Source organism: Jeotgalibacillus soli, assembly GCF_000829435.1.
Lineage (GTDB): Bacteria > Bacillota > Bacilli > Bacillales > Jeotgalibacillaceae > Jeotgalibacillus > Jeotgalibacillus soli.
Genome location: NZ_JXRP01000018.1, coordinates 497433 through 511138 on the forward strand (window position 1 = coordinate 497433; position 13706 = coordinate 511138).

The window sequence follows — 13706 nt, forward strand, 5'->3', positions numbered from 1 at the left end:
ATCTATTCACTAATGGCTTTAAATACCGCATAATCCCACCACCTCCCAATTCATTCGTAAAACACCCATCATTTGATATAATGACAGCAATGGAAATTGTAGAAACGAGGCGTTAACCACATGAAGTTTATTCACACAGCTGATTGGCATTTAGGCAAGCTTGTACACGGCGTTTATATGACGCAGGATCAGCAGCATGTTTTACACGAATTAATCCGCATTATAGAAGAAGAGAAACCGGATGCTCTGGTGATTGCAGGTGATTTATACGATCGCTCTGTACCGCCGACCGAAGCTGTTAATCTATTAAATGATACGCTTAGAAAAATAAATGTCGATATGGAGATTCCGATTGTTGCGATTTCGGGAAATCATGATAGTGCCGATCGTCTGTCGTTTGGTTCTTCCTGGTATCGCCATTCAAAATTATATATGGCCGGGAAATGGACAGAGGAAGATACAATTGAAATAAACGGAATTCATTTTCATTTAATTCCTTTTTCTGAGCCGGGACCGATTCGAGAGCAGCTTGGGTTAAACGCTATACACTCCCATCACGACGCGATGAAGGCAGTGGTGGATACAATTACGAAAAATATGGATACAAGTATTCCAAATGTTTTGGTCGGACATGCGTTTGTATTAGGGGGTAAAACGACGGATTCAGAACGAACCCTATCTGTAGGTGGATCAGGGACGGTTGGTGCGGATCTTTTTGAACCATTTTCCTATACCGCGCTTGGCCATTTACATAGTCCGGATGCAATTAAGCATGATACCATTCATTATTCAGGCTCGCTCATGAAGTATTCTTTTTCTGAAGCAAAACAAAGAAAAGTGGTTAAAATCGTGGATATTAACGAAGATGGGACGTTTACGGTTAAAGAGCGCCCATTGCGTCCAAAGCGTGATATGCGGGAGCTTGATGGATATTTAGAGGAACTGATGGATGCCAGCTTCTATCAAAAACAAAAGCTGGAAGACTTCTTGAAAATCACGTTGTTAGATGAGGGGGCATTAATTGACCCCATGGGCCGTCTTCGCCAGGTATATCCGAATGTGCTTCATTTAGAACGTAAAACAGCTTTGCGTGATCAGGCCAAGAAAAAGCATATGGAACTGGATACGCGTGAAGGAAAAACGGATCTTGCACTTTTCCAGGATTTTTATGCTCAAATCACAACGGCAGGATGGAATGAAGAAAAAGAAAAAAAGATTAGAGAAATAATGGAAGATGTTCGTGTGAAGGAGGAGCAGTCATGAAGCCTATTACGCTGACCATGCAGGCTTTTGGTCCTTATGCTAAGCAGGAGCATATTGATTTCAGGCGCCTAGAAAACCGGACAATGTTTGTTATATCTGGTAAAACGGGTGCAGGGAAAACGACTATTTTTGATGGGATCAGCTTTGCGATTTACGGGAGAACAAGCGGGGAAGAACGAACAGGAACGGATTTACGCAGTCATTTTGCCCCGCCATCCTTACTGACCGAAGTGAAACTTCATTTTGAACTGAAAGGAAAGCAATATAAAATTATCAGATCGCCTCAGCAGGAAAAGAAGAAGGAACGCGGCGATGGTTTCACAACCGTTAATTCAAAAGCAGAGATGTATGAAATAAGGGATGGACTGGAGCTGCTTCTGGCTGACAATGTACGAGAAGTAGATGAAAAAGTGAAGGAGATCATGCAACTTGATTTTCATCAGTTCAGACAGATATTAATGATACCGCAGGGGGAATTTCGCAAGTTATTAACTTCTGATAGCAAAGATAAAGAACAAATATTACAGCGTTTATTCCATACACAGCTTTTCCGGTCTTTTCAGGACCGCTTAAAAGAAGAAGCGGGTCAGCTAGAACGGCAGGTTGGCGAGTCCCGTCAAGAACGCAACAAATGGCTTGGGTCAATTGAACCATTAGAGCATGAAGAGTTGCGTGAACTGCTTTTAAACGATCCAATCAACGAAGAATTGGTTATTTCAGTAGCAAAGAACTTAGTAGCAACTAAGAAAGAATATAAAACACTGCTCAATAAAGAATTAATCATACAACAGGAAAAACGAGATAAGCTGTTAAAGGAAATTGAACGTGCTAACTATATTCAGGATGCTTTTAACAGACTTGCGGTGTTGCAAAATCAACAGCTCGGGCTGATTAATCAACAACCAGAAATAGATATGTCCCAAAAAAACCTGGAACTGGCGAAGCAAGCGGAGCGCATTTGGCCGTCTAAAAAAGAACGTGATGAAAAGATACAGGCTGTAAATGAACGAAATGAACGTATTAGCCGTCTAAAAAAAGATGTTGAAATCGCATCATCAGAAGCTGAAAAAGCGAAGACTTCAATTGAAGAACTGCAGCTGCACCTTCTAATCAATGAAGAAAATCAACAGCTTCTTCGAGAGCTTTTATCGATGGAAGCGAAGCTGAATGAAAGAAAATCAATTGAGAAAGCTCTTTTTAACATTAAAAATGATGGAACGAAGCAAAGAGAGCTTATGGATCAATTAGAACGTAACGTAACCGCTAAAAGGGAAGCGTTCGTCCAGGCAGATCAAACAGTTCTACAGCTAAGCGATGTGAAAATAAAAGTATTGGAAGAAAGAGAAGCCTTAACTACTAATCGCTATCATTTGGAGACAATGGGACGGGCAGTACGGCATGCCGAGCAACTTAATCAATGGTCTCTAAGAAAGGAAGCATTGCTACAGGATTTAACGAAGCAGGAGAAGCATGTTCAGAAGGCACTGGCCAAAAAAGAAGAAATTGATGCAAAATTCTTTGCTTCACAAGCATCCGTGCTTGCCCACACACTTGAGGACGGTCAGCCGTGCCCTGTATGTGGTTCACTAGATCATCCAGACAGAGCAAGTGGACAGAAGCATGTAATTTCTGATGAGATGAGAATTGTTGCAACGGAAAACTGGCATAAAAAACAAACGGTGAGAGATCGTATTCAATTTGAATATAATCAAGCAAAAAGCAGAATTGAGGAGCTTGAAGCAGATAAGTTAAATTTTATAGCTGAAATTCAAATCAACAGCCCACATTTTAAATGGGAAGAGTTGGAGTCAGTTAAAAATGAATTAATTGAAAATATGCGCGAGCAGGAAAAGTTTATTCAACATCTTGAACGAGATGCCGAGCGTTCGAAGCAAGCGCTCGCGCAAAAAGAGATATTGCAGAAGGAACTGGATCAACTTTTACTTAATCTTGAAAATACCAAGCTTGACGTCCAACAAAAACGAGAGCAATATATTGAAGTTCAGGCTGATTTAAAACGACTGAGCGAGGGACTTCCGGAGGAATATTTAAACGATCGAACCTATCAAACGAAGATAAACGAAACCAAAAAAGCGATTGCTCAATTCGAAGAAGCCAAAAAAAGAGTTGAACAAGCATTTACTCAAGCTAACGAAAATCTTCAAGCGCTTCAAACACGACTGATTCAAAGTGAAGAGGAGCTTGAAAAGGAAATAGAACGAATGCAAAAAGCCGAAGAAATTTTTCGTTCTATAATAGAGGATTCATCATTCAATACGGAAGAAGAGCTTGTATCCGCAAGGCTGTTGGAAGCAGAAACGAACCGTCTGGAGCAGGAGATTCATACGTTTGAACAACAGCTCTACTCTACAAAAGAACAACTTAAAGCACTGAGTGAACAGCTAAAAGATCAGGAAAAGCCTATTATTGGAGAACTTACCAGCAAGCTGGTTTCCGCTGAGGAAAAAATTGAAGAAACCATTTCCTCGCAGCAAGTAATATCGTCTTATATTGAACGTCATGAACGTCTTTTTGAACAACTAGATGAAAATGCCAACGCAACGAAAAAGCTGGAGAAAGAATATGCATTAATTGGTCATCTTGCTGAGATGGCGAATGGGAAAAACCAGCTGCGCCTAACATTTGAACGATACGTGCTAGCTTTTTACCTAGAGGATATCCTGCTCGTTGCAAATGAGCGGTTAAATAAGATGACTTCTGGCCGCTATGAGCTGATTCGAAAAGAAGATAAATCAAAAGGGAATGTACAAGGCGGGCTTGAATTGTTGGTTTTTGATCAGTATACAGGCCAGCAGCGACATGTGAAAACCTTATCTGGAGGAGAAGCATTTAAGGCTTCATTATCTCTTGCACTAGGACTTGCGGATGTCGTCCAATCACATGCTGGAGGGGTTTCATTAGAGACAATGTTTATAGACGAGGGCTTTGGTACGCTTGACCCTGAATCGCTTGATCAAGCCATTGAATCGCTGATCGATATTCAAAGCAGCGGAAGAGTTGTTGGGGTAATATCCCATGTTCCTGAATTAAAGGAGAGAATAGATGCAAGGCTTGAAGTCGTGTCCACCCAGCAAGGCAGCACGACTGAGTTCCATTTTACTTCCTGAATGATTACTCGACACAAAATCTACAATTTAATAGTAGAAGATCCGTTGAGATTCGCTTATTGTTTTTGTACGATAAGAAAGAATATGAGTGGAACGTAAGGAGAACGGAGGAGGTTTGAAATGAAAAGAAGTTTGTTATTATACTTGCTAATCATGACATTTACCATTATTTTAGCTGCCTGCTCAGGCGGTTTTCAAGGGAATATGGATACAGAATTAAATGACTTTTCCTTTAAGGATCAAAACAACGAGATCATCGCTTTGGAAGATGTAAAAGGAACACCACTATTAGTCAACTTTATTTTTACGAATTGTGAAACGGTTTGTCCACCAATGACCTACAATATGACGCAAGTTCAGGCAGCCATTGAAGCAGAAGGAATCGAGGATTACCAAATTCTTTCCTTCAGTGTAGATCCTGAAAATGATTCACCAGAAGCATTAAAGGATTTTATGTCAATCTATAAAATCAATGAGGAAAAGTGGCATTTTCTAACTGGCTATTCGCTTGATGAAATCATTGCATTAGCTAAGGACTCATTTATGGCGATCGTCGCGGATGATCCATCCTCTGACCAAATGATTCATGGGACAAGCTTTTACCTAGTAAATAAAGAAGGCCGTGTGGTAAATAGCTATGACGGCATTTCTAATGTACCAACAGAAGAGATCGTGGCAGATTTAAAAGCTGTTTCAAATGAATAGAGGCTTAATCTAGCTTCTGCTATTCACCAGTTATCAGAACCATATCCAAATTTTCAATTCGTACATCAAAAAACGGAGCATGAAATCACAATGATTTCATGCTCCGTTTTTTTGTCCTGGCAACATTCTATTTTGGCTTGACCTGCATTTTTATCTATCAGTCATGAAATGTATAAATGGACCTAAATCTCATAACACCAAGCTTCTAATTATCTTGGATATTCCGGTTCAGTTATTCATATAATTCAGTAAAAAGTATATCAGGTAGATGTCATTCATTATAATAAATTTTAACAAAAGGGCGGATAGCATAGATGATAAAAATTAATCAAAAAGTGATAGATATAAGTCAGCTCAATCATGTGATTTTATCGAGTGGGAAATTTAAAATCCTTGAATTTATGGATAAGTACAGTAGGGTTTATGAATATGAGACAATTAGTGAACTTGAATTTGAACTGGGGATGAGGCTTCAGATCATTCAAGCTGCTAGATTGTTAAATAAAAGTGGGGTAAAATTTGCAACCTTTAAAACATCTAAATGTAATGAAGAATATTGGCGGCGCACAAATAAAGGGGCCTTTGAGCTAAAAGTAAACGTTTCTCCGCAAACAGGTATTGAAGACATCTTCCTAAATGGAAAAAAATACGCTTTTGAATGTGCTACAGCGATCGTCATCATATTTTATAAGGCGATTTTAGATACAATTAATGAAGAACAATTTAACCGCCTTTTTTTAGGTCTTATTCTATACGATTGGCAATACGATCAGGATCTTGAGCTTATCATTCATGAAGGTACGGATTTTTTACCGGGGGATTGTGTTTACTTTAATAATCCTGACTATGACCCAAAGACGCCGGAGTGGCAAGGAGAAAATGCTATTGTTTTAGATGATGACCTTTATTTTGGACATGGGATAGGAATTGGAACAAGTACGCAGATAATTGGCGTTTTAAATTCAAAAAGAAAAAGAAATTTTGAAAAATCATCCTATTTGTCAAATCATATAGTGGGTATAAATTTTAACCATATAAGTAATTATAGATTAAAAAAATTTCGTAAAAATTCCCTTGTACATCATCAATTTAGTGATTTTTCCAATCTCATCGTTTCGGAAATCGGTTCAAAAATTTATCTTTTGTGATGTAGATTAATCTTTTTTTCTTGCTCATACTGACGATGGTTAAATTGGAAATGGACATGTTGAAGTATTTACGAGCTTAATGATAACCTTTATCAACCAATTAATGCCATGTCATCTGATACAAAAAATAGCTGTAAAAAAAGATACCGTCTTCTCATGGGGAGGCGGTATTTAAAATGGGACTCATTATATTCAGGGAAAAAGCCTCTACAACTTTATATAAACAAGACGCACATGATTCTTTTACTATCTCTGTATAATCGAACTTCAAAAGACTGGATACCTATATACTAATGTGATAAATTGGATAGCACTGATGAGATGATTTTAAGAAGATCATTGTAGGGAGGAAAATAACATGGGATCTTCTATAGTAAAAAGAGTAACTTTACTCAAAGAGCAATTTATAAATGCTTGGAATAATCACAACGCTACTAGAATGGCTGAGCTGTTAACAGAGGAGGAAGCCAAGTAAAAGGACGAAATGAAGTGTTATCACATCTTGCGCCCATTTTTCTAACCCATCCAACACCTCCCTATATAAGTAAAGTGAAAGAGGTACGGCTATTAAAAAATAACCATGTACTTTTACGCACGATTGTAGCAATCGTTCCACCTGGGAAAAAAGATCTCAATCCTGAGCTTAATGCCCATCAAACACTTGTTGTCGTTCGTAATGACAATTAATGGAAAATTTAGCTTATTCAAACGACCCCCGGCGCAATTTCATGGAAGGCCTGATATAGTTGAGTATTTGACAGGAGAATTAAGAAAGTTGCTACAATAATCTTGGAGTATCAAAAATGAAGGCTATTATGTTTTATAAGAAAAACCAATGAGAAAGGGCTTAGTGTCCATATCTCATTGGTTTTTATGCTAATCAGACCATCACTTTTGATGACCACCACGTTAAAAATGAGAATTTCATTTAAGCGAAAAATGGGTTTATTGATTCTTTTTACGTTTCTTATTATTTTGTTTTTCTAGTTCAGTTAATGGTTCATTGCCTATTTCTTCATTGTATCCTGCACCTTTGCCTTGTGCACTCGCTGCGTTCATTCCGGGAATTATATGCTTTGCTCTTCTTTTTGCCATGAAAATGCCTCCTAATGATGGGATTAAACGTATACTGTATTAGTTCTAATGATATCCATTTTGACCATTTGCTGAACTGGATGTTTTATGTTTAGGTTTATTCTTACTTTTTGCTTGTGGTTTACTGTCTTTTTTATGCTTAGCATTACTCAAAGAGCTCACCTCCATTACTTTTATATTTTTGCCGTTTTCAAAGAAAGCATCCTAGAAATTCTAGGATGAAAATTGATAAATGTACCATTTTCGATAAAATGAAATAGCTCACTTATTGAATAAAAAAGAAATAATTTTGCCATAGTAAGGACGTGCTAATATGTGAAAAAAAGAGGAGGTCTTTGCTTTGGAGAACCATAACCATACGGAAATGAGCTGGAAACATGATAACTTGATCTCTCAATTGCATAATTCTGTTGATAATGTAACAGCAGCTGTTGGACAAGCACTTTCACACCCAACAGAGCAATTGATCCAACATGCACTGACGATGATTGATCGAGCAGAGAACGCACTGACGAATGCTCTACAAAACATTCAGCATCAAGAACCTATCCATCAACTGGAGGAACAGCTGAATTTGAATAAAAAGGAATTAGAGCGACTGTATACACATTAATATTGAATACCGTAACTAATTGGTAGCTTAACTAAGTATTTATTTCATGCAGCGTTGTTATGTAGGAACATAATAAATAGAATCAAAAATGTAAAAACCATATTAATGAATCGTTAGAGTGAGCACCTTACGGCTTACTCTTTTTTCTTTACACTTGTCTTGCACAAAGAATTGAGTGACAATAAAGTTAATCAATAAAAACATCATCATTATTTCTGGAGAATCATGAGTGCAGAATTAAGGAGGGGAAGAAATGATTAACATTACACAAACTGCGTTAGACATGATTAAAAAAATGCAGAACGACATTGAAGAGGAAACCTTTTTAAGATTCGGTATACAAAGTGAGTGCTGTAACGAAATCTCTTATGCATTAAGCTTGTCCAAGAAAAAAAACGCAGAGGATCATATCATTGATTTGGGAGATATCATTGTTCTTGTTCACCCGTCTGATGTTCGGTTTATTAAAGGAACAGTAATTGATTACTCCGCAGATGGAATGATCATTAAAAATCCCAATCCATTAGTTTCGATATGATCAATAATAAATGGTTATTGGTTACAACCAACTATATTTTCTTTCTATTATAAATAATTATGTTGATGAAGACGTAAGCTAGAAAAAAATATTAATCCAATCTAATGCTTTTTTTCTCCCCAATACTCCTCCTTTTAAATTTTGACGTTAATGAAAATGACAAGTTATGTTCGTTGACCGTGATCTTTTTCTAGAATAGTTAATAACATTTTAGCAAAAGAAAAGTGTCCATTTGCTACTTCACACTTTCAGGGTATGAAATCAAAAAATTAATGTTATCAACTGTTGCTAAATATCATCCCCAAAATACTACTTGCTCCCTACAAATGAATTTAAGAGCAGCAAATTACTCATTGATCTGCTTAAAAGCTGTAAAGATGAGCGTTTTTTGTGTAAATCAGGTTATTAAAATTATTCGATTCCTGAATCTGAAAATGGCTCACAAAATATGTGCTAACTAGTTCATTTCATAAGCAAGTTGTTCTAGTAGCAGCTCGTTATTATAAAAACCGGCTCAAAGATTGTCAATCCTTGTTGTGATAGCTACAATTAGACTATTAAACATAAAAACTTTTCACAATAGGAGGAGTGCACGTGGTACAGCGGAAAAAACGCAAGTGGTGGATGAAAAAAAGATGGATTGGTCTGGCAATTTTTCTTTTAATCTATACCGCTGTTGTTACCTACCATCAATACAAGCCGCTTCCCGAGGGCGTTTCTTATGAGAGTAAGTACTATGAAGTTGAAGATATTCAGTTTTATAGAGACCTGACCTATACATTAAATCAAAAGCAAGTAGTGGATCAGGAGATTTTTGATCGGATCGGACAAATGATTGAGTCGTCAGAAGAATTTATTGTGATTGATATGTTTATGATGAACGGGCTTGTGAAAGAAGAGGGTAAATTTCCTCCATTAAGTGATAACCTGATGAATAAGCTCATCCTAAAAAAAGAAAACCATCCTGAGATGGAGATCGTTTTTATAACAGATCATGTCAATACAGGCTATTCTTCCTACGAGGGAGAGTGGCTTGAACCGATGAGACAAGCTGGCATTGACATTGTATTCACAGAGTTAAATCCTCTCCGTGATCCAACTCCGCTTTATTCTGGTCTATGGAGAATGGGTGCTCAATGGTTTGGACAAGAAGGGGACGGCTCGGTACGAAATGCTTTTGTTCCAGATGGTCCTAAGATGACTGTGCGCTCCTACCTGCAGTTAATGAATGTAAAAGCGAATCATCGAAAAATGATTATTACAGATGAGAGTGCCATGATATCCTCGGGAAATGCACATGATGAATCAGGCTTTCATAGCAATGTCGCGTTTGAAGTTAGCGGCCCAATTATCCAGGATATGCTGAATGCTGAACAAGCAGTAATCAATCTTTCTGAACACCAGTTTACACTTCCTAAATATAATGGAGCAAACGATTCGAAAGGTGACCTTACCATTCAATATGTAACGGAAGGAAAAACATGGACGCAAATTTTGGAGACCTTAAACGATGCACAATCAGAAGATGAGATTTGGCTTGCCATGTTTTATCTTGCAGATCGCAGTGTAGTAGAAGGGCTAACGGACGCTGCAAATCGTGGAGCGAATGTATTCTTACTGCTAGATCCAAATGAAACGGCCTTTGGAAATGATAAAACAGGCCTTCCAAACAGGCCAGTTGTCAACGAAATCATTGAAAATACGAATGGTTTTGTTCAGGTACGTTGGTATAATGTAACTGAAGAGCAATTTCATCCAAAAATGATGCTGGTTAAAAATCAAGATAAAGCAACGATTATTAGCGGCTCAGCTAATTTTACGAAACGAAATCTTGTCGACTATAATTTGGAATCTAACCTAATTGTTCGTGGTCCAATCGATGAAGAGGTAATGCAGGAAGTTGATGGCTATTTTTCTACCCTATGGAATAACGATGGAGGCTCCTATACTGTAGGGGTAACCGAATACCAAGATACACTTTCCTTTTGGCAACGGGGAATATACGCGTTACAGAAATTTTTTGGATTTACGACCTATTAAAGAAACTTAGGGTTGTTTTTATATGTCAAGTAGATTTTGACGTGTAGAACAGCCTTTTTTTCTGCCTTTAACCAAAAAATGAGGTAGGGCTTTAATCACTCTTTTTTTATCACAGTTTTGATAGCGATTTACGAATGAAGAAAACCGTTTTTACACTAAATGCAGCGTGAAATTTCGACATGATTCGTTGTACACTTTATATGGTAATATAATTGTTATAAAAGTAAATAAATTAATCATTCCAACCAAAGGGTGAAAAGATGCAAAGTAAAAAAGAATGGATGTTACTTTCTTTTATGTCATTTTTAATTCTGTCTAGTGTGCTGGTCATGGGGATCATTATTTTTAAGCCGAAAACTGACACCCCTTTAACTGAGCAGATTGATGAACAGCAACTTCAAGAAACAACAAATGATCAACAAAATGGAGAAAGTGAAATGAAAGAAATGACAGATGATACCAAAGATCAAGAACAACCAGTAAAAAAGGAAGAGCAGCCATCTGAAGATAAACTGGATGAACAGCCTGCTTTAGAAACATCATCTCCATCATCAGAAGAAACGTTAGATGAAAATCCTGTGCAATCTGAAGAAGAAGATACAGATCAACTAGAAAGTGAACCGAGAGTCAGTGAATCCTTTCCTTCTGAAAATAAAAGCAATGATCAAAATGGATCAATAACTCTGACTATACCAAATGAACCGATAAAACCGATATTACCTGCCATAAATCATGATGAAAATGAGTAGAAAGGACGGAAAATCTGATTATTTTTACATAATAAATTTTAAATGTAATAGTATAAATGTAACGACTTAATGATAGTGGAACGAATGATACATTTGTCCTCCTTTCCATGATATTAGTAGTTAACAGTCATGGGTGAAGGGGTGGCTAGTATGAAGACTTCTTGATATGTGCGAAACTTGCGATTCAATCAATGGAGATTAACGTCATCATGGAATAGATGTAAGTAGGGACGGAAGTAAATTATTACTAATTTGACAAAGATCAGTTCTCGACTGATCTTTTTTTGTTTTTTTAAAACAATTGGTTGGATAGAGAAAATAGTCTAAATATTTAAAATAAAAAAATTTATTCAAAAAAAAGAAGCGGAGTGATTTTGTTGAAAACATTTGTTGCGTTGTTGTCTTTTCTGTTGATTTTTAGTTTGGTGGCTCTATCGGTTTCTCATGCTAATGAGGTAGGAGATTCCCGAAATCTGACAGAGTCCATTGATATTGAAGAACTAATAGAAGAACAAAGCAAGCTAACAGAACCTGAATACACATATGAATATAACGGTATTGAGTTTTTTTGGAAATACTGAATTAAATGAAGACGAATTAAAGCTTATGTATGACAATCTTAATCTAATTACTGGCGTTAAAAACGCTTTGAATAACGGATATACTAATGATGTTGGTGTGGGTATTATGGCTGAAGAGCACCCTGGGGTACACAAGTCATCGCACCAACTTATCGAACGTTTACAAACACAGGTTATAAATGGGCGGCTGAACTAGTAACTGCTTATATTATTGCTAAAGCACCTACAAAAGCAAGAAATACCGTTTCTGGTGGATGGGTACTCACCAAATTTGCAGGATGGACTAGCAAAATTACCCCAACCTACGTTGGGTCATGGGTCTATCGTTCATGGAGTAGTTATTCTAAGAAATGGATTTATAAAGCAACATTAGTACACTTTAAGAATAAAAATTATACTGGTGCTATTTCTGTTCAATATTGGGATTGCACACACTGGTATGAATAAGGAGAGTCTTAGAAATGACACAATTATTAAACAATGATAGTCAAGTAAAAAAAACCAAAAAATCCATTGAAACATTCATGTGCTTTGTTGGAATATCTCTAGCGATCGTTGTCATCACTGTATTAGAGAGCTCTACAATGGAGGTTTGGATAAAAATTATCATAGGTTTAATAATTGGCATTGCGACTTTATTGCTTACTAAGAGCCTGACTAAATATGTTCAACACTTCCTTGAACGCTATAAAATAAATTTGTTATCCTTATATGTAGGCTATATTGTGCTTTATTTAATCATACGAGTCTTAATAGATAGGTAACATCAAGCAAGAGAATGCTCAGTAGCCCGATCGTCGCGGCTACTTTTTTATTGTAATCTTTTAAAGAAAATCCCTCAAAAAAGACCAGCTGGGAACTGGTCTTTTTTGAGGGATTTTATCGAAGATGTCTTTCAGAGAATCGTTCGAGGGGGAATACAGGGAATTGAGTATATGAGGTGGAGGCTGTTGGCAATGGTGGTTATAATGATTTCGGTTATTATAATTTCATTTGGTGCAGTATCTTATTGGTATAAACAGGAACAGCTTGATCAAAGTGGACGAACAGATCTGTATCATTCTACTAGAGGGGAAATTGAGTTACTTAACCATTTACAGGATCGAGTTGAACAAGGAGAACTTCCCCTGTTAGCAGCACAGGAAGAAGCAAAAATCCTGTTATCTGGCCCGAAACTAGAAGACGGGAAAAAAGATTTTCATGAGGCGCTTTTTTTCTGTAAAGAAAGCGATTGCATGGGTGCTTTTAGTGATGATTATATAGCTCAGGCACATCCTGCTGACTTGGAGGGGGAGATGCTTGGTGATTTGCAGGATTCTGATGACCAATACATGATACGTGATCTTTTTCAAGCATCCTTAAGCGGCCATGTAAAAGTAATCGTTGCAGCAATGAAAGAAGTAAACCAAGAAGCAGAAAGCGTGGATCAGGAGCTGCAATCACTGATATCGATATCGGAAGCAGCAGGCAGCAATACGAATATGGTAGCGGCATCCTCAAAAAAGCAGCTAGCGACAGCTTCTACCTCATTAAGCGTGCTGGCTCAAGAGCTTCAGCAATTGACAAGTCAGTTTCAAAAAAATGAGAAATGAGAAAAGTTGACACGTAATTAAGTCATTCATACCATTTTATGTAACCCTTGAGGTTTTGAGTGATATAAATACTGAAGTAATGATTAGATATTCATCATTATTAGTAAATCAAAATATCCTATCATTCCCAGAAATAACTCTTAAAAAGATTAAAAAACTTTGAAAAAACGCTTTCTGATCTTTTAAAATTTATTATATGTAAATTCCTATCGAGAAATCCTAATACTTGTATCAATTAGTAGAACATGTTACGG

At 37.0% G+C, this 13706-nt stretch carries 14 protein-coding genes; 13 read left to right on the forward strand and 1 reads right to left on the reverse strand.

The window, feature by feature from the left end:
- Positions 1-120: 120 nt before the first annotated feature.
- The 5 genes from KP78_RS12835 to KP78_RS20735 all read left to right on the forward strand — a co-directional run bounded on the left by KP78_RS12835 (position 121) and on the right by KP78_RS20735 (position 6931).
- Positions 121-1263, forward strand: coding sequence for an exonuclease SbcCD subunit D (locus KP78_RS12835; RefSeq protein ID WP_041089498.1), 1143 nt, complete (start codon positions 121-123; stop codon positions 1261-1263).
- Entirely contained in the window at positions 1260-4391 is a 3132-nt protein-coding gene (locus KP78_RS12840; protein WP_041089500.1) for an AAA family ATPase, read from the forward strand. The genes KP78_RS12835 and KP78_RS12840 overlap by 4 nt, the downstream gene beginning before the upstream one ends.
- A 120-nt stretch (positions 4392-4511) precedes the next feature.
- Positions 4512-5096 (forward strand): SCO family protein, encoded by a 585-nt coding sequence (locus KP78_RS12845; RefSeq protein ID WP_041089502.1) that lies wholly within the window; start codon positions 4512-4514, stop codon positions 5094-5096.
- 314 nt (positions 5097-5410) lie between these two features.
- Positions 5411-6244: a protein-glutamine gamma-glutamyltransferase gene (locus KP78_RS12850; protein ID WP_041089504.1), complete on the forward strand. Its 834-nt coding sequence runs from the start codon at positions 5411-5413 to the stop codon at positions 6242-6244.
- Positions 6245-6733: 489 nt separating this feature from the next.
- Positions 6734-6931, forward strand: a complete 198-nt coding sequence (locus KP78_RS20735) for a nuclear transport factor 2 family protein (protein WP_052474803.1) — start codon at positions 6734-6736, stop codon at positions 6929-6931.
- Between the two features lie 258 nt (positions 6932-7189).
- Here the strand turns inward: KP78_RS20735 and sspO are convergent, their stop codons facing one another.
- Positions 7190-7339, reverse strand: coding sequence for a small acid-soluble spore protein O (sspO, locus tag KP78_RS12860; protein ID WP_041089505.1), 150 nt, complete (start codon positions 7337-7339; stop codon positions 7190-7192).
- A gap of 340 nt (positions 7340-7679) precedes the next feature.
- On the opposite strand from sspO, the gene KP78_RS12865 reads away from it, so the two are divergent.
- The 8 genes from KP78_RS12865 to KP78_RS12900 all read left to right on the forward strand — a co-directional run bounded on the left by KP78_RS12865 (position 7680) and on the right by KP78_RS12900 (position 13452).
- A complete protein-coding gene (locus tag KP78_RS12865) occupies positions 7680-7952 on the forward strand; it encodes a hypothetical protein (protein ID WP_235420924.1) in 273 nt (90 codons plus the stop codon).
- Between the two features lie 253 nt (positions 7953-8205).
- Positions 8206-8490 carry a HesB/IscA family protein gene (locus tag KP78_RS12870; RefSeq protein ID WP_041089506.1) on the forward strand — a complete coding sequence of 95 codons (285 nt, stop codon included), beginning with the start codon at positions 8206-8208 and terminating at the stop codon, positions 8488-8490.
- Positions 8491-9084: 594 nt separating this feature from the next.
- Positions 9085-10530: a phospholipase D family protein gene (locus tag KP78_RS12875; RefSeq protein WP_052474804.1), complete on the forward strand. Its 1446-nt coding sequence runs from the start codon at positions 9085-9087 to the stop codon at positions 10528-10530.
- 260 nt (positions 10531-10790) lie between these two features.
- Complete coding sequence (locus tag KP78_RS12880; RefSeq protein ID WP_041089507.1) at positions 10791-11279, forward strand: prolipoprotein diacylglyceryl transferase; 489 nt, start codon at positions 10791-10793, stop codon at positions 11277-11279.
- Positions 11280-11656: 377 nt separating this feature from the next.
- Entirely contained in the window at positions 11657-11860 is a 204-nt protein-coding gene (locus tag KP78_RS12885) for a hypothetical protein (protein WP_041089508.1), read from the forward strand.
- A complete protein-coding gene (locus KP78_RS20740; protein WP_235420925.1) occupies positions 11823-12056 on the forward strand; it encodes a hypothetical protein in 234 nt (77 codons plus the stop codon). Before KP78_RS12885 ends, KP78_RS20740 begins: the two co-directional genes overlap by 38 nt.
- Positions 12057-12321: 265 nt before the next feature.
- Positions 12322-12624: a hypothetical protein gene (locus KP78_RS12895; protein WP_041089510.1), complete on the forward strand. Its 303-nt coding sequence runs from the start codon at positions 12322-12324 to the stop codon at positions 12622-12624.
- A 192-nt stretch (positions 12625-12816) separates the two neighbouring features.
- Complete coding sequence (locus KP78_RS12900) at positions 12817-13452, forward strand: cache domain-containing protein (protein ID WP_041089511.1); 636 nt, start codon at positions 12817-12819, stop codon at positions 13450-13452.
- The last annotated feature ends 254 nt before the right edge of the window (positions 13453-13706 follow it).